The 16675-nt window shown below is 31.3% G+C and carries 17 protein-coding genes and 1 riboswitch; of the genes, 6 read left to right on the top strand and 11 right to left on the bottom strand.

Annotated elements, in window-relative coordinates; all coding sequences use genetic code 11:
* Nucleotides 1-209: 209 nt before the first annotated feature.
* From tuf to BQ7358_RS05155, 6 genes are all read right to left on the bottom strand, one after another.
* Nucleotides 210-1397, bottom strand: coding sequence for an elongation factor Tu (tuf, locus tag BQ7358_RS05185; RefSeq protein WP_021753309.1), 1188 nt, complete (start codon nucleotides 1395-1397; stop codon nucleotides 210-212).
* 115 nt (nucleotides 1398-1512) lie between these two features.
* On the bottom strand, nucleotides 1513-3588 hold the full coding sequence (gene fusA, locus BQ7358_RS05180) for an elongation factor G (RefSeq protein ID WP_021753310.1): 2076 nt from the start codon (nucleotides 3586-3588) through the stop codon (nucleotides 1513-1515).
* A 105-nt stretch (nucleotides 3589-3693) separates the two neighbouring features.
* The gene (rpsG, locus tag BQ7358_RS05175) at nucleotides 3694-4164 is read right to left on the bottom strand and encodes a 30S ribosomal protein S7 (protein ID WP_040461137.1); all 471 of its coding nucleotides are present in this window, start codon (nucleotides 4162-4164) and stop codon (nucleotides 3694-3696) included.
* 49 nt (nucleotides 4165-4213) lie between these two features.
* Nucleotides 4214-4633: a 30S ribosomal protein S12 gene (rpsL, locus tag BQ7358_RS05170; RefSeq protein WP_021753312.1), complete on the bottom strand. Its 420-nt coding sequence runs from the start codon at nucleotides 4631-4633 to the stop codon at nucleotides 4214-4216.
* A gap of 502 nt (nucleotides 4634-5135) precedes the next feature.
* Nucleotides 5136-6479, bottom strand: a complete 1344-nt coding sequence (locus BQ7358_RS05160; RefSeq protein WP_062174073.1) for a DUF438 domain-containing protein — start codon at nucleotides 6477-6479, stop codon at nucleotides 5136-5138.
* The gene (locus BQ7358_RS05155; protein WP_021753314.1) at nucleotides 6479-6712 is read right to left on the bottom strand and encodes a DUF1858 domain-containing protein; all 234 of its coding nucleotides are present in this window, start codon (nucleotides 6710-6712) and stop codon (nucleotides 6479-6481) included. Before BQ7358_RS05155 ends, BQ7358_RS05160 begins: the two co-directional genes overlap by 1 nt.
* A gap of 199 nt (nucleotides 6713-6911) precedes the next feature.
* Nucleotides 6912-7016: riboswitch (TPP riboswitch) on the top strand.
* 38 nt (nucleotides 7017-7054) lie between these two features.
* Here BQ7358_RS05155 and BQ7358_RS05150 point away from each other — a divergent pair.
* The 4 genes from BQ7358_RS05150 to BQ7358_RS05135 are packed head-to-tail and all read left to right on the top strand — an operon-like array spanning nucleotide 7055 to nucleotide 9800.
* The gene (locus BQ7358_RS05150) at nucleotides 7055-7339 is read left to right on the top strand and encodes a thiamine-binding protein (protein ID WP_021753315.1); all 285 of its coding nucleotides are present in this window, start codon (nucleotides 7055-7057) and stop codon (nucleotides 7337-7339) included.
* Nucleotides 7314-8099, top strand: coding sequence for an ABC transporter permease (locus BQ7358_RS05145; RefSeq protein ID WP_062174076.1), 786 nt, complete (start codon nucleotides 7314-7316; stop codon nucleotides 8097-8099). Before BQ7358_RS05150 ends, BQ7358_RS05145 begins: the two co-directional genes overlap by 26 nt.
* On the top strand, nucleotides 8080-9078 hold the full coding sequence (locus BQ7358_RS05140) for an ABC transporter substrate-binding protein (RefSeq protein WP_062174078.1): 999 nt from the start codon (nucleotides 8080-8082) through the stop codon (nucleotides 9076-9078). The genes BQ7358_RS05145 and BQ7358_RS05140 overlap by 20 nt, the downstream gene beginning before the upstream one ends.
* A complete protein-coding gene (locus BQ7358_RS05135; RefSeq protein ID WP_062174080.1) occupies nucleotides 9078-9800 on the top strand; it encodes an ATP-binding cassette domain-containing protein in 723 nt (240 codons plus the stop codon). The genes BQ7358_RS05140 and BQ7358_RS05135 overlap by 1 nt, the downstream gene beginning before the upstream one ends.
* A gap of 169 nt (nucleotides 9801-9969) precedes the next feature.
* On the opposite strand, the gene BQ7358_RS09030 is transcribed toward BQ7358_RS05135, so the two are convergent.
* The 3 genes from BQ7358_RS09030 to BQ7358_RS05125 all read right to left on the bottom strand — a co-directional run bounded on the left by BQ7358_RS09030 (nucleotide 9970) and on the right by BQ7358_RS05125 (nucleotide 12257).
* Nucleotides 9970-10263, bottom strand: a complete 294-nt coding sequence (locus tag BQ7358_RS09030; RefSeq protein ID WP_231723766.1) for a chloride channel protein — start codon at nucleotides 10261-10263, stop codon at nucleotides 9970-9972.
* A 150-nt stretch (nucleotides 10264-10413) separates the two neighbouring features.
* A complete protein-coding gene (locus BQ7358_RS09025; protein WP_234971578.1) occupies nucleotides 10414-10851 on the bottom strand; it encodes a chloride channel protein in 438 nt (145 codons plus the stop codon).
* 500 nt (nucleotides 10852-11351) lie between these two features.
* Entirely contained in the window at nucleotides 11352-12257 is a 906-nt protein-coding gene (locus tag BQ7358_RS05125) for a YitT family protein (RefSeq protein ID WP_062174083.1), read from the bottom strand.
* Between the two features lie 169 nt (nucleotides 12258-12426).
* Here BQ7358_RS05125 and pssA point away from each other — a divergent pair, with 169 nt between their 5' ends.
* Nucleotides 12427-12945, top strand: coding sequence for a CDP-diacylglycerol--serine O-phosphatidyltransferase (gene pssA, locus BQ7358_RS05120; RefSeq protein WP_062174085.1), 519 nt, complete (start codon nucleotides 12427-12429; stop codon nucleotides 12943-12945).
* Between the two features lie 98 nt (nucleotides 12946-13043).
* Here the strand turns inward: pssA and BQ7358_RS05115 are convergent, their stop codons facing one another.
* Entirely contained in the window at nucleotides 13044-13808 is a 765-nt protein-coding gene (locus BQ7358_RS05115) for an alpha/beta fold hydrolase (protein WP_072520287.1), read from the bottom strand.
* Between the two features lie 143 nt (nucleotides 13809-13951).
* On the opposite strand from BQ7358_RS05115, the gene BQ7358_RS05110 reads away from it, so the two are divergent.
* Nucleotides 13952-15202: a peptidoglycan bridge formation glycyltransferase FemA/FemB family protein gene (locus BQ7358_RS05110; RefSeq protein WP_062174090.1), complete on the top strand. Its 1251-nt coding sequence runs from the start codon at nucleotides 13952-13954 to the stop codon at nucleotides 15200-15202.
* A 290-nt stretch (nucleotides 15203-15492) separates the two neighbouring features.
* Here the strand turns inward: BQ7358_RS05110 and BQ7358_RS05105 are convergent, their stop codons facing one another.
* Nucleotides 15493-16668: an AAA family ATPase gene (locus BQ7358_RS05105; protein WP_062174092.1), complete on the bottom strand. Its 1176-nt coding sequence runs from the start codon at nucleotides 16666-16668 to the stop codon at nucleotides 15493-15495.
* Nucleotides 16669-16675 lie beyond the last annotated feature (7 nt).

The following is a 16675-nucleotide window of genomic DNA, read 5'->3' as shown; positions in this document are numbered from 1 at the left end:
AATCACTCCCTTTCTTTTAGTATTAGTCGATTAAATTATAACGGATATTTACATTTTTTTCTATATCTTTTAGTAAATTTGTTATAAAAAAATCGAACTTGAGTTTTTCATCAATCCGATTTTTCGTTGAGTCAATTAAAAAAAACAATGTTAAACAAAAAATAAAGCCTTGAAAAATCAAGACTTTATTTCTTATTATATTACTTAAATTATTTAATGATTGAAGTAACAACACCTGAACCTACTGTACGTCCACCTTCACGAATTGAGAAACGAGTTCCTTCTTCGATAGCGATTGGAGAAATAAGTTCAACATTGATAGCTACGTTGTCACCAGGCATTACCATTTCTGTACCTTCAGGTAATGTAACCACTCCAGTTACGTCAGTTGTACGGAAGTAGAATTGTGGACGGTAGTTACTGAAGAATGGAGTGTGACGACCACCTTCTTCTTTAGATAATACATACACATCTGCTACGAATTGAGTATGTGGAGTAATTGTTTTAGGAGCTGCTAAAACTTGTCCACGTTCAATATCTTCACGAGCAACACCACGTAATAAAGCACCGATGTTATCCCCTGCTTCAGCGTAATCTAATAATTTACGGAACATTTCTACTCCGGTTACAGTTGTAGAAGCCGGTTCATCAGTTAAACCAACGATTTCTACTACATCACCAACTTTAACTTGTCCACGTTCAACACGTCCTGTAGCAACTGTACCACGTCCTGTAATTGAGAACACGTCTTCAACCGGCATCATGAATGGTTTTGCATTATCACGTTCTGGAGTTGGGATATAGGTATCAACAACTTCCATAAGTTCAATAATAGCTTTTTCTGCTTCAGGATCACCTTCAAGAGCTTTAAGAGCAGAACCTTTGATTACAGGTAGATCATCTCCATCGTATCCGTATTCAGATAATAGTTCACGAACTTCCATTTCAACTAGTTCTAATAACTCTTCATCATCTACCATATCGCATTTGTTTAAGAATACTACAATTTTAGGTACCCCAACGTTACGTGATAATAAGATGTGTTCACGAGTTTGAGCCATAGGACCATCAGTAGCAGCGATTACTAGGATAGCTCCGTCCATTTGTGCAGCACCTGTGATCATGTTTTTAACATAGTCAGCATGTCCCGGACAGTCAACGTGTGCATAGTGACGTGTTGGAGTTTCATATTCGATATGAGAAGTGTTAATTGTAATACCACGTTCTCTTTCTTCAGGCGCATTATCGATAGAAGCGTAGTCTTTAGCTTCTCCTCCATAAGTTTTAGCCAAAACAGTTGCAATAGCTGCTGTTAAAGTTGTTTTACCATGGTCAACGTGACCAATTGTTCCAATGTTAGCATGTGTTTTACTACGGTCAAATTTTTCTTTTGCCATTTTATAAAATCTCTCCTTAAAGTTAATTTAATATACATTAGCCACATAGCATTCTATGATAACTATATTTTATAATGTTACAATAAAAATTGCAACTATAAAGGGTAACTATTGACTACCCTTTATTTTTTTTGATGATTTCTTCTGAAATTGATTTTGGTACTTCTTCATAGTGATCAAATGTCATTGTGTAAGTACCACGTCCTTGAGTTGAAGAACGTAAAGATGTTGCATACCCGAACATTTCTGATAGCGGTACTTGGGCAGCTACTACTTGTGCATTACCACGAGCTTCCATACCTTCTACACGACCACGACGTGAAGTAATATCTCCCATAATATCTCCCAGATATTCTTCAGGCATAACTACTTCAACTTTCATAATCGGTTCTAAGATAACAGGATTACATTTTTTAGCCGCTTCTTTAAGCGCTAATGATGCTGCTACTTTAAACGCCATTTCAGATGAGTCGACGTCATGATATGATCCATCAAACAATTTAGCTTTAACGTCGATTAATTCGTATCCTGCCAATACACCGTTCGCCATAGAATCTTTAAGTCCTGCTTCTACCGCCGGAATATATTCACGAGGAACTACCCCACCGACAATAGCGTTTTCGAATTCAAATCCTGCTCCCGGTTCGTTTGGAGTAAATTCAATCCATACGTCCCCATATTGTCCACGACCACCAGATTGACGAGTAAATTTACCTTGTACTTGTGCAGATTGTTTGAATGTTTCACGGTATGATACCATAGGAGCACCTACTGTACATTCAACTTTAAATTCACGACGCATACGATCTACAATAATATCTAAGTGTAATTCACCCATACCGGCAATGATAACTTGTCCGGTTTCTTCATCTGTACCCGCACGGAATGTCGGGTCTTCTTCTTGAAGTTTCTGTAAAGCTGTAGCCATTTTATCTTGGTCAGCTTTAGATTTCGGTTCAACTGAAAGTTGAATAACCGGTTCCGGAAATTCCATTGATTCCAAAATAACTTCATTTTTCTCATCACAAAGTGTATCACCGGTAGTAGTATCTTTAAGACCTACTGCTGCTGCAATATCCCCTGCATAAACTTCTGAAATTTCGTTACGAGTATTAGCGTGCATTTGTAATATACGCCCTACACGTTCACGTTTACCTTTTGTTGAGTTCTTAACATATGAACCAGATGATAAAACACCTGAATACACACGGAAGAATGTAAGTTTCCCTACAAATGGGTCAGTCATAACTTTGAATGCTAATGCTGAAAACGGTTCTTCGTCTGAAGAATGTCTTTCTACTTCTTCATCTGTATCCGGATCTGTTCCTTTAATAGCAGGTACATCTAATGGTGATGGCAAGTAGTCTACTACTGCATCAAGCATTGGTTGTACTCCTTTATATTTGAACGCCGAACCGCACACAACCGGGAAGAATTCTACTGATAAAGTAGCTTTACGAATTACAGCTTTTAAATCTGCAACGGTAATTTCTTCTCCACCTAAGTATTTTTCCATAAATTCTTCATCAAATTCTGCTACAGCTTCGATTAATTTTTCACGGTATTCTTCGGCTTGATCTTGGTATTCCGCCGGAATTTCTTTAACAACAAGATTTTCACCAACGCTACCTTCATTATAGATAGCTTTCATTTCTACAAGATCAATAACACCTTCAAATTGGTCTTCTGCACCGATTGCTAATTGAATCGGATGTGCATTTGCTTGTAATCTGTCATGAATTGTTCCTACTGAATATAGGAAGTCAGCTCCTGTTTTATCCATTTTATTAACGAATACAATACGAGGAACTCCATAAGTTGTTGCTTGACGCCAAACAGTTTCAGTTTGTGGTTCAACACCAGATTGAGCATCAAGAACAGCAACAGAACCGTCAAGTACACGTAATGAACGTTCAACTTCCACTGTAAAGTCTACGTGTCCCGGTGTGTCAATAATATTGATTCTGTGATTTTTCCATTCGGCAGTTGTTGCAGCAGATGTAATTGTAATCCCACGTTCTTGTTCTTGTTCCATCCAGTCCATTTGCGAAGCACCTTCATGTGTTTCACCTATTTTATGAATTTTCCCAGTGTAGAACAAGATACGCTCTGTTGCAGTAGTTTTACCTGCATCAATGTGAGCCATGATACCGATATTACGAGTATCTTTTAAAGAAAATGCTCTAGCCATGAGTCAATTTTCTCCTTTCATATAATGTTTAAATATTTTTGACAATGTCTATTTTATAGTGAAAAACTCAAGCTAACATTAACTAGCTTGATATTCACCTTATTATTACCAACGATAATGAGCAAACGCTTTATTAGCTTCAGCCATTTTGTGAGTATCCTCACGTTTTTTAACTGCTGATCCTGTATTGTTTGCTGCATCTAGGATTTCATTAGCAAGACGTTGTTCCATAGTTTTTTCTCCTCTTAAACGAGAGTAGTTAACTAACCAACGCAATCCTAATGTAATTCTTCTTTCAGCACGTACTTCTACCGGTACTTGGTAGTTAGAACCACCTACACGACGAGCACGTACTTCCAGTACAGGCATAATGTTGTTTAATGCTTCATCAAACACTTCCATAGCATCACGACCTGATTTTTCTTTGATTATATCAAATGAAGAATACAGAATTCTTTGAGCTGTACCGCGTTTACCATCTAGCATTAATTTATTTATCAATTTTGTAACCAATTTTGAGTTGTAAATTGGATCTGGCAAAACATCACGTTTTGCAACCGGACCTTTACGTGGCATAATGTTGCCTCCTTTCACGAAATTCTTTTATCAAATTATTTTCAAATTATTATTTTTTCTCTTTTGGTTTTTTAGCACCGTATAGAGAACGTCCTTGTTTACGGTCGTTAACTCCTGCAGTATCTAAAGCTCCACGGATAATGTGGTAACGTACCCCCGGTAAGTCTTTTACACGTCCTCCACGAATAAGTACAACACTGTGTTCTTGAAGATTGTGTCCGATACCCGGGATATATGCTGTTACTTCGATTTGATTTGATAAACGAACACGCGCATATTTACGTAAAGCTGAGTTAGGTTTTTTAGGTGTCATAGTCCCAACACGAGTACATACTCCTCTTTTTTGTGGAGAAGAAATATCAGTTTCTTTCTTTCTTTGAGAGTTATACCCTTTGTTAAGAGCCGGTGAATCTGATTTCGATACTTTTGATTTACGAGGTTTACGAACTAATTGATTAATAGTTGGCATTTCTTTGGTTTCCTCCTTTCCATAAAAATTTTATTTTTATTATGAATCACATATCCAGGTGGTTCATAAAATTACAATTTTTTTAAGCCTAGTGGCTTTACACAGAGCGTTCAAAACACTCACGTACTAAATAATAACATTTTTTTTTTTTATTGTCAATAGTTTTTTTAATTTTTTCTACTCTCTCATATACCTATTTAATAATATCTTATTTTTACACATAACCGGGTGTATCGTAAAAATTATCTAAATAAAAATTTTAATATAAACACTATTATTTTTTATTTGTTTATATTAAAATTATTTATATCAAATATCCATCCGTAATTTATTATTTTTACTATTTTAATTATATTTGGATATTTGTCTTTTTGTATACTATAAAATATTTTTCCCCATGCTACGTATTTGACACAAAGCCATAAATAATACGGGAAGGAAATTTTTTCCCATGCCCGTATCATTGTACAACCAAAAATTGATTGCCCCACCTAATTCTTTTTTACTCTATATCACGATAATAATCACTTGTTATTTCACGATATGGTTGTATATCCTGAACGTATTCAAGAACACCTTGAAATTCATTGTTATTATCATATACTCCCGCATAAGTTATATGAACGAATTTATCACGTGATTTAGATTTAAACCACATTTCATATTTATCTTTTTTTCCATCACGCAAATTTTTAAAAATTATACGTACTTTTTCTAAATATTGTGGAGGATGACAAAGTTCAACATTACGTCCTATTTGACTTGGAGTACGTTTAAAGATCATCTCATCACTTGGCACATTATCATTATAATATTGAAATATATCATCTTTATTCACAAAGGTAATTTCCATCGGCAAGTGATTAAGTATTAAATTTGCCTGTTCTACTGACAAATATCCATTACCAAAAGATTGTTCGCTATTTCTGTCAATAACCTTATTCTTATTTTCTTTGGGTTTAAAAGTGATGGTAAATTCACCTTCCGGAGTATCTATAACTTTTTGTGTTAAATTATTTTCTTCATTGGATATTTCTTGTGTTTGTTTCGAATTTTCTATTTCTTTTCCAAATGGCTCCCTATGTGGAACCCATTTTTCTGTCGGTTTAATTATTGCATATCCATACACATCACTCTCTTTAGCTATGTTTAGCCAATCATCTTGATTAAATGTTTCCATAAGAATCATAAGTAATATGGATTCTTCCTTAAAAATCATTTCTTCAAATTCTTTAACAAAAACTTCAAAACTTGCTTTAACTTCCTCTATATCAACGTTGGGAAATTTTTCTGCATCTTTTAAGGCTTTATTAAATAATTTACGTATTTTATCATCCACGCCCCACATAACTTTAGGTGGTGCGGTATGACCATAACGTTCCATAATAGGGAACATCAATTCTTCTTTTCGACGATAATGTATATCAAACTGACCTAATAAATTTAACTGACGAAAAAGTCCTTTTAATACTTCTTTTTTAGTCATTTCATCCGTTATTTTTTCATAATTTGCTAAAATACGTCTTACACGCATAATAGCAGCTCTAAGGGCAAAATTTTCTTGCTTAAATATTTGAACAGGGTGTCCCGGATGTTCTGTATCTGCAATTTCTACATTTTTTATTGCTCCTTTGAAAAGATTGGCATGAACATTACATAATTTCATTACGTCTTCAAACGTAACACCCGAATTAGAATTCATAAGTTCATGTTCCATAAGGCTAATTTCTATCGCTGATACTCCTGTAAAATGCTTATCAAATTCTTCTTGAACAGATTCTGCACTCTCTCCATTATGCAAACGCAACAGAATAGATTTTAAGACCTCTATACGTTTAGTAGCCATTAATCCAGTCCTACCACTTCGTATCCATTTGCTTTTAATGTAGAAATTATTTTTTCCAACTCTATCCCTGCCAACTTAGAACCCATTTTTAACGATGTTTTTCTACCTATAGTATTTCTCATAATAGGATTGGCTAACGGTTTAAAACCTAAGTCTACTAAAATATCCAACACCTCCGGATGTTTATCTACAACCTCCGCTACCGGAATACTTACATCAATAATATTATCCATTTTACTAACCTCACTTCTTTTTTCCTGTGGATTTATTATATCACATCTGAAAAATTTTCTCTAACAATTATCAATATTTATTATTAAGTGATATATTTATAAATTATAGATTAATATCATTCACTTATTTTTACAATGTTTTTAAATTGTAGGTCTTTACTTTAAGCATTTTTATTGTTTTTCTTTAATGATATGTTATAATAACTTATACGGGAGTCTGTAAACAGTCTGAGAGGAAATTCTATAATTTCGACCGAACCTGATCTGGATAATGCCAGCGTAGGAAAGTTAATCTTAAAGACCATAATTAGACCCCTTAAACTTATAAGGAGGTTTTTTATTTTGCAAAATTGCAGTATCGCTTTACAAATTCTTCCATTAGAAAAAGATGATATTGGAAGATTAAAAACTATTGATAAAGTTATAAACTTTATTTTATCAAAACATTCCACCGCCGTCGTTACGCCGTTTGAAACGGTAATTGAAGGTGATTTTAATGACTTAATGGCGACTTTAAAAGAATGTTTACTTATCGCTGGGGAAAATTGCAATAATATTTTTGCCAATGTAAAAATTAATTACGGGAGTATTTTAACAATTGATGAAAAAATTAGTAAATTTAATTAATAAATATACCAGCGCTATTACTATGATTTTTCTGCTTATTATTTGGCAAGGAGCAGGATATTTGAATCTACTCCCAAAATATATAATTCCTACTCCAACGGAAATAATACATGCTTTTATAAAAAACTATAAAACATTAATTTTTCATAGTAAAATCACTTTAATAGAGGCTATTATCGGGTTATTTTTAGGAATTGTAATAGCTTGGCTCTTAGCTTTAATAATGGATAGCATCCCTGCCTTTAATAAAGCCATTTATCCGCTTTTAGTTTTAACACAAACTATCCCGACTATAGCTATAGCACCTATACTTGTTTTATGGTTAGGCTACGGTCTTACACCTAAAATAGTATTAATAATACTTACCACAACTTTTCCGATTATTGTCAGTATTCTCGATGGTTTTAGAAACTGCGATAAGGACATGATTACTCTACTCAAACTTATGAATGCCGGCAAACTACAAATACTCTGGCATGTCAAAATCCCGAATAGCCTTTCATATTTTTATGCAGGGCTTCGTGTAAGTGTATCATATGCTTTTATCGCTGCGGTGGTTGCTGAATGGCTTGGCGGTTTTGAAGGACTTGGTGTTTATATGATTAAAGCTAAAAAATTATTTGAATATGATACTATGTTTGCGATTATTATTCTAGTATCAATAATTAGTTTGCTAAGTATTCAATTAGTAAAACTAAGTGAAAAGAAAATTATTAAATGGAAATATATAGGAGACAATTATGAAAAAAATAATAATTAGTTTATTTGCCATTGTTCTTGCTGTAACGCTTACAGCTTGCGGTACTAATAAACAAAATACAGAACAAAAAAAAGATTTAAAAAAAGTGGATTTCGTTTTAGATTGGGCGATAAATACAAATCACACCGGACTTTTTGTTGCAAAAGAAAAAGGCTATTTTGCTGAAGCAGGTATTGATCTTGATATTAAACCGGCACCGGAGGATAGTACTTCTGATTTAATTATTAATAATAAAGCACCATTTGGGATTTATTACCAAGACACTATGGCTAATAAACTTTCTAAAGGGGCAGGTATCACCGCTGTTGCGGCAATAATAGAACATAATACTTCCGGTGTTATTTCATTGAAAAAAAGTGACATTAAAGAACCTAAAGATTTAGTAGGGAAAAAATATGGAACATGGAATGATCCTGTGGAACTTGCCATGATTAAATCATTAGTTGAAAAACAAGGTGGAGATTTTAGCAAGGTAAAACTTACCCCTAATACAGATACTAATTCTGTCACTCCAATGGAAAATGGAGCGTTTGATGCTGCATGGATTTATTATGCGTGGGATGGTAAGCTGGCTGAATCTATGAATTTAGATATTAACTACTTCTACTTAAAAGATTTTGCTAAAGAACTGGACTACTATTCTCCGGTAATTATCGCTAATAACGATTATTTAAAAGAGAACAAAGAAGAAGCAAAAAAAGTTATTCAAGCAATTAAGAAAGGATATATCTATGCAATGGAACATCCTGAAGAAGCTGCTGATATTTTAATCAAAAATGCACCGGAATTAAAAGAAAAACGTGACTTTATCATTAATTCACAAAAATATTTATCAGAACGTTATGCAACCGATAAAAATAAATGGGGCGAATTTGATGCTGAACGTTGGAATGCGTTTTACCGTTGGGTAAACAAAAATAACATCGTTGAAAAACCTCTAGCAGATAACACAGGATTTACCAATGACTTTGTAAAATAATGACCGTATTATCAATAAAAAACTTAACTTATAGTTATCCAAATAATGATATATTAAAAAATATTAATATCCATGTTAATAGTGGAGAGATAGTTTCTATCCTTGGAGGAAGCGGTGTAGGTAAAACAACTTTGTTTAATCTTATCGCCGGCATAATAGAACTTAGTCAAGGTGAAATAGCAATAGAAAATAACACTAACTTTAAAGGTAAAGTCAGTTATATGCTACAAAAAGATTTATTACTTGAACATAAAACTGTTATCGGCAATATTATTCTGCCTTTACTAATAAAAAAAATTAAGAAAAAAGAGGCTGAAAAAGAAGCTATTGAAAATTTGAAACTTTTTAATCTTTATGAATATAAAGACAAATATCCCAGTGAACTCAGCGGCGGCATGCGTCAACGTGTTGCACTTCTCAGAACTTATATGTTCAAACAGAAGTTATTTTTACTGGATGAGCCGTTTAGTGCTTTAGATGCAATTACCAAGATATCTCTTCACAGTTGGTTTTTAGATATTAGTCGTACTTTGAACCTGACCACACTACTTATCACCCATGACATAGATGAGGCTATTGAGCTTAGTAACAGAATATATATCATTAAAAATAAACCGGGAGAAATAGTTTCTGAATTAACTATTAATCTTGACAAGACTAAAGATAAAGACGAACAAAAACTGCAATACAAAAAAGAAATCTTAAATATTCTCGGCTTATAAAAGCTCAATCTAAAATCTACAAATTCAATTTTCTTATTAGTGATTGACCATAGCAATTCATTGATTTTGACATTCGTTTTAAAGAGTTTTTCCAAAATCTAATGAACTGTGCAAAGAGCGACTTATAAAATCAATTTCCAGCAAAATCACGATTTTTAAGTCGCTTTTATTATTCATAAATACTGTATTTTCGATTAATAAAATAAATAATTAACGCAGAAAGCGATGCTAAAAGCATTAGCTTAATTCCAAACACTTCTAATACTAATAAAATCGGTGTTAAAAATGATTTTGTAGCAGATGAAAAAACTAATGAGTAACCTATACCGGCTAAAATATAAATTGGTAGTCCTAATGCTCCGGATAATACAACACCAAAACTTGCACCTATCGCAAATAATGGCGTTACCTCTCCACCGCTAAAACCAACTGCTGTGCATATTACTGTTAACAACAATTTCAAAATAAAATCAAACCTTGTTATTTGACCGGTATCAAAAAAAAGAAAAATTTATTAAATTTGTACCCAATGACGTATACTTAAATTGGGTAATAAAACTAATAATTATAAATAAGAATACCAAAATCCAAGTAATAATTTTATTTATCTTTGTTATTTTTTTAGAAATTTCTGAACAATCACAAACAACATTCCAACTAAAATAAAACATATACTTGCTATTACAATTTTTAAATACATTTCCAAGGTTATATTTTTAAAACTAAAATCAACAAAAACAAAAAACTTTTCTAAACCTAATAAATTTGACACCTTTGTAGCCGTAAAAGAAAATACTACGTAAGATATTAATTCATATAAAAACTCTCTTGTGATTTTTATTTTTCTTCCAGTTATCTCTAAGATAAAAAATAATGCTGCCAACGGTGTTTGAAATAATGCGGAAAATCCACAAATCATACCCAATCTAATTAAATAATTACATTGATCGGCACTAAATTTTTCATCTGCAAAATTTTTCCCAATTGTTCCACCTAGTTGAACCGCAACACCTTCTCTTCCTACACTTACCCCTGTTAAATGAGCAAAAATGTATTTATTACCAATAAAATCGGAAAATACCAGCTTATTTTTTTAATATTTGTCTGTATACCGGTAATTAAATATTTCATTCCTATATTACCGGTTTTAAAATATCTATTACTACGTTTAGTGAATATCAATACAACCGGAGTTAAACAGATTAATTATTGATAATAATTTTTTCCATATTCTATTAAAAATAATAATATTTGACCGAAGTATGAACAAGTTACACTTGTCAAAAAGACAATTATTAATACTCTTATATAAAATTTCAATTAAAATCAATACCCCTTTCCACACTATTAATATTAAATTTTCTAAACCTTGTATATTTCTTTTTTAATTTTTGTACCAAACTACCTAAAAAGTGGAATAAAAAATTTTGATTTTATAAATCAATTTTTCTATTCCACCTTTGAAAATCTATTAAACTTTTTAAAAAGTCGATTAAAATTATATTATTAACGTGTTCTATTTTATCACTTTTAAACCACTTAAATCACTCTTTATTTCTTACTTTTCTTTAATTTTATTTTCTTAGGTTGATCAAAACTAAATCCTTCCCCTATTACATCGTGAACTTCAGTAATAGTTAGAAATGCGTTTGGATCTATTTCATATACCAATGACTTTAATCTACCTATTTCCGTTCTTGCTACAACACAATAACCGATATTCATATCTTGACGTGAGTAACTGCCTTGCCCTTTTAAAAATGTTAAACCACGTTTCATATCTGTATTAATTTTTTCTGTTATTTCGTCTATTTTCTTAGACATTATCATAACACCTTTACCCGGAACTCCACCTTCAACAAAAACATCAATTAACTTAGTGCTAATGTAAACATAAATTAAAGTATATAGAATTGCAGGATAACTTTTTAATGCCATAAAGTTTAGAAGCAAAATTACTCCATCTATTATTTGGATAACTCTACCCACAGAAACACCAAAATGTAACTGAATAATTTTTGCTATAATATCAACACCACCGGTAGTACCACCAAAAACAAAAACAGTGCCTAACCCAACCCCTGCTATAATTCCACCGAAAACAGAAGCTAACAATCTATCTCCGCCAATATCTATTACAACATGATAATTTTCGAAAATATTTATCCAAAGTGTCAACATAATAATACCATAAATCGTATAAATCATTGTTTTTTTATCCAACATTTTATACCCCAATACTAATAACGGAATATTTATCAGCAAAGTCCCATATGATACCGGAAATCCAAAGGCATACCATAAAAATAATGCTATTCCAGCTCCACCGCCTTCTGCAAGATGATTCGGTACATTAAAATGTAAAAGTGCAAAAGAATACACTGCACAACCGAGCATAATAAAAAATAATTCTTTTGCAATTCTTTTTTTATTAACTACCTTTTTTTCTTGTTTCATAACAACCTCCCGAAAATATTAATCTCATCATAATTATATCAATATATTTTTTAAAAAACAATATTCTTCAAAAAATATTTTTGAATTCCCCAAAAAAATCTTATATTTTTTTAGACATTCTCAACATTTTATACTATAATTATATGTATCAATATTGGAGGGATAAGTCATGAATAAAAATTTCATACCGAACTATCTTACCCTTGGAAATATATTTTGTGGTTTTACTTCTATACTAACCACTATTCACGGGTATTATATATGGTCTAGTGTCTTTATTTTTTTAGCAATGCTTGCTGATAGATACGATGGTATCGTTGCAAGAAAATTAGGTGTTTTTTCTGATCTTGGAAAAGAATTAGATTCTTTATGCGATGTTGTGAGTTTTGGTGTTGCTCCGGCAGTTCTTGTTTTTGAAAAATTTGTAACAACTGATAAACCTTCTATTTCCTTAATGGTTATTGTCGCTGTTATTTGTGGGATTTTTGCATGCTGCGGTGCTTATCGCCTAGCAAGATTCAACGTTACTACGATGAAAAAAGGATTTTATCAAGGTGTCCCTATTACAACGTGCGGAACTATTTTGGCTATTGTATCATTGTTCGGATTACCTAGTATTATAATGCTGATACTTACCCTTTTAGGTTCTTATTTAATGGTAAGTAATATAAAAATTAAAAAAATATAATTTAAAAATTAAACTCAGAAATTAATCTGAGTTTTTAATTTTTATTAAACAAAATCAAACTGTGTGAACAAAATAAAATATACCTATCAGATTTAATTTTACTCCAAGCAACTGCTAATTACTTCAACTAAACCAATCGGATTATCCCATGCCATAGAATGCCCTGCATTAGAAACTGTCTTAACAACAATCCCATTCTTCGGCAACTCCTCTAAATCGTCATTCGGCAATGTTTTTTCTCCAAAAATAAAATATTTCGGTATTGGAAAGCTATAAAACAGTTTTCGCCAAGACACTTCCCTATCACTAACTGCATCTTTTGAAATTTGATATGCTGCTTCCGGTAACCAGTTACGCAAGGTCGCAGCCCACATAGTATTTCTACCACTTTCACATAGCTCTATCAATCCTTTTAGTCTTTTTTTGTAATCTTCTTCTGTATATTGTGCTACTGCCCAACTACTACGCCCTTTTTTTGCAGGATCTAAATTAGGTTCTGTTAAAATAAGTTTTTCTACTTTTTCTTGGCACAAAGAACACAATTCTATTGAAATAGCTCCTCCCAAGCTATGCCCAAAAAGTATAACCTTGTCTAAATTCAAATCTTCCAAAAATTCACTTAAATATTGTGCGTGATTTTTCACATTATATACAAAATCCAGTGGTTTATCACTATATCCGGCTCCCAATAAATCAATTAAAATCTTTCTATACCCTAAAAATTTTTTATTTGCTGCTATCTCAACATAATCAAATGACCCGGCACAACCCATACCATGAATAAATATTATAGGTGTTTGTTCCCCCGGAAAATCATTATACCTAATTTTATAATTTCTATTTCTTAATTGATATTCTTTCATAAGCATATCCACCATACCTTTTTTATTTTATTATATCATTTATTTACCTCTTCTTCATTTACTAAATGGTTATTTCTTTTTTTTTCAGCATATTTATTATATAATCGTATAGATGTTTAAAAAATTACATAAGGAGTTTTCTAATGATATTTACCGAAATTAGTAATGATGAATTAAAAAATTTTCAACAAGAAAATAACGAACGTTATTTATTTTCACAATCCTTTGACTTTGCTAATGTATTAAGAACTAAAAAACAAAATTATAAAATATTAGCTGTTAAAGATAATGATAAGATACTTGCTTATGGAGTATTTATCTATTTTCGATATAAAAAATATTTTTATAAAGTTACAGCACAGCATGGACCAATTATGGATTATTCTAATACAAAATTGGTTAAATTTTATTTTGAACAACTAAAAAAATATTATACAAAAAATCTAAGAGTTTTATGTGTTAGGGTAAATCCATTTTTAAACGAAAAAATTTATGACGATGTTAAATTTATTGAGTATAATGAGGAAGCTATTTCTACAGATAATATTCTAACATCTTTTGATTACAAAGCACTTAACGATGATTTATTTACAAATCCGACATTAGCACCTCGTTGCCTTTACTCAACTGAATTAAATTCAGACTTAACTACAGATAACCTTATAAAAAATATCTCTACAATGGCTAAGCGTTCAATTAACAAAGCTCTTAAAGAAAATATTATTATTAAAGAAATTGATATTTTTGATAACTATTATTCAAAAATATTTGATAATATAAATAAAAATACTGAAAAAAGAATAAATTTCGAAGTAAGAGATAGTACTCACTTCAAAATCTTAAAAAAAATTTTAAAAGACAAACTTCATTTAATGGTTTCTTATTTAGATTGTGATTTACTTATCTCTAACCTAGAGAAAGAGAATTTATCTATTACTAATGATAAAAGCAATTTAGTAGAAAAGTTAAATAGCAAAAAAATAAATAGAGATAAAACTTTAAACAAAATAGCAAAGTTAGAAGAATCTATTGTCTTTAATAATAATAAAATATCAAAAATAACAGACCTTAAAAACATTTATGGAAATATAATTTATCTATCCTGTGCAAGTTTTATTGAATCAAATCAAGATTTTATATACTTTTCCGGTGGTATGATAAAAGAATTATCTAAATTTAACGGTACATATGCTATTATGTATGAAATGATTAAATATGCTATCGAAAGAAATTTTAAGTATTTTAACTTCTATGGTACTTCTAAAGATTTTGACTCTGAAGATGCAACCGATTATAGCGTACTTCAATTCAAACGTAATTTTAACGGTAATATTGAATATTTTATGGATAATTATGAAATTCGTAATGCTATTGGAAAAATTTGGAAAATATAAAATTATAGTAAAAAGAAACAATACTGTCCTAAAAGCCGAAAATTATAATACTATTAGTGGTTAGATATAGTGGCGCATTGATTTAAAATACACTTTAAAAGACTTTCCAAAAATTAATAAAATGTATAGGAGCGACTTGATAAAATCGATTTTTTACGAAATCGCGATTTTGCTCAAGACGCTCCTATTATTTATATATCCACAATATAAAAATACCGACAGTGCAAAAGATATGATTGAATTTTGTTATAATCAAAATTAATATATTTTATCTCCTATTTAATATTCGCTTAAATTTCAATATTAAGACGATCTTTTATGGCTTTAACGGTTTTCTTGTAGTTATCTATAAAGAAAGTATCTATATCGCTATCAAGAATTAAAAGTTTATCTTTAAACCCATCCTGCTCAAGTAATTCAATAAGATGGTTTGTAAAACCGTCACGAATATCTTGACTTGCCATAGTCATATCACGAAAACCGTCATTAACATAAGCTGATTTTGGTGGAATAAGAACAATAAGATCCCATTTTTCTTTTGAGATAGCTACCTTATATGATAATTTAAGTGCTTGATATTCTTCTTCCGAGATAACACCTTTAAGATAGTAATCTACATAAGCCATAGTCACGGTAGCATTAGTATCTACAAATACAATACCTGAGTGGCTACCACTATCAATAACGTTTGAAGTCTGTTCATTCTGATTAGCAAAAAGACGAATATAATCATTGGTATCCAATTCATCATCACGAACATTATAAACTTCCTGATAATGTCGTGCATATTCAAGAGAGATTGGAGCATTAAAAACACGCCCAAGATCTTTTATAAGTGTTGTTTTCCCACCTGATGCAGAACCTACAACCAGCACTTTTTTTGTAAAATGGCGTCGAAAAGGCTTAGTAATATAACGCCAATATACGAGGGGATTTTTTCGAATTTCAGTTCCGGATACCGGAACTAAAGTACGATCAATAATTGTAATTGCTACTTCTTTTTCTCTAATTTCGTCAAAATCATTAATTTGATCCCTATCAACACGATATTCATTAGCAAATACTTTCTTAAAATAACTAAGCAAAGGTTTTTGGTAATCTTCTTCTCCAATATAAAATGTCATTTTTTCAAATTGATAATCCGTATTATCTTTAATAAGTTTATGAAGAGTTTTAAGCCAAGGTTCCCAGCCGTTTGGATAAGCTAACATACCTTCTTCATCGAGTTTATCTACTACAAGTTCATCATCATGAAAAACTTCTCGAACATAACGAAAACGGCGATTAAGATGAAGACCGTCACGTGTTCCGCGATCTTCTTCAGTATTTGTTCCCGAAACAATAATCAAAACACCATCATTTTCCCGTTTCGCCTTTGTTATAAAATCTACATGTCCTGTGTGCATTGGGGCAAAAGTTCCAAATACTACTGCTAATTTTTTTATTTTTAATAATTTATGCTTCATTTTTTAC

Origin of the sequence: Gemella massiliensis (assembly GCF_900120125.1) — a bacterium.
Classification (GTDB): domain Bacteria; phylum Bacillota; class Bacilli; order Staphylococcales; family Gemellaceae; genus Gemella; species Gemella massiliensis.
Note: the sequence above shows the minus strand (reverse complement) of the source record. Positions and strands in the feature narration are given on the sequence as shown.

Excerpts from the sequence above, each read along its gene's own strand:
- tuf (WP_021753309.1), bottom strand. The coding sequence starts at position 1,397 with ATGGCAAAAGAAAAATTTGACCGTAGTAAAACACATGCTAACATTGGA.
- fusA (WP_021753310.1), bottom strand. The coding sequence starts at position 3,588 with ATGGCTAGAGCATTTTCTTTAAAAGATACTCGTAATATCGGTATCATG.
- rpsG (WP_040461137.1), bottom strand. The coding sequence starts at position 4,164 with ATGCCACGTAAAGGTCCGGTTGCAAAACGTGATGTTTTGCCAGATCCA.
- rpsL (WP_021753312.1), bottom strand. The coding sequence starts at position 4,633 with ATGCCAACTATTAATCAATTAGTTCGTAAACCTCGTAAATCAAAAGTA.
- BQ7358_RS05160 (WP_062174073.1), bottom strand. The coding sequence starts at position 6,479 with ATGGCTACTAAACGTATAGAGGTCTTAAAATCTATTCTGTTGCGTTTG.
- BQ7358_RS05155 (WP_021753314.1), bottom strand. The coding sequence starts at position 6,712 with ATGGATAATATTATTGATGTAAGTATTCCGGTAGCGGAGGTTGTAGAT.
- BQ7358_RS05145 (WP_062174076.1), top strand. The coding sequence starts at position 7,314 with ATGAAAAAATTAGTAAATTTAATTAATAAATATACCAGCGCTATTACT.
- BQ7358_RS05140 (WP_062174078.1), top strand. The coding sequence starts at position 8,080 with ATGAAAAAAATAATAATTAGTTTATTTGCCATTGTTCTTGCTGTAACG.
- BQ7358_RS05135 (WP_062174080.1), top strand. The coding sequence starts at position 9,078 with ATGACCGTATTATCAATAAAAAACTTAACTTATAGTTATCCAAATAAT.
- BQ7358_RS05125 (WP_062174083.1), bottom strand. The coding sequence starts at position 12,257 with ATGAAACAAGAAAAAAAGGTAGTTAATAAAAAAAGAATTGCAAAAGAA.
- pssA (WP_062174085.1), top strand. The coding sequence starts at position 12,427 with ATGAATAAAAATTTCATACCGAACTATCTTACCCTTGGAAATATATTT.
- BQ7358_RS05115 (WP_072520287.1), bottom strand. The coding sequence starts at position 13,808 with ATGAAAGAATATCAATTAAGAAATAGAAATTATAAAATTAGGTATAAT.
- BQ7358_RS05110 (WP_062174090.1), top strand. The coding sequence starts at position 13,952 with ATGATATTTACCGAAATTAGTAATGATGAATTAAAAAATTTTCAACAA.
- BQ7358_RS05105 (WP_062174092.1), bottom strand. The coding sequence starts at position 16,668 with ATGAAGCATAAATTATTAAAAATAAAAAAATTAGCAGTAGTATTTGGA.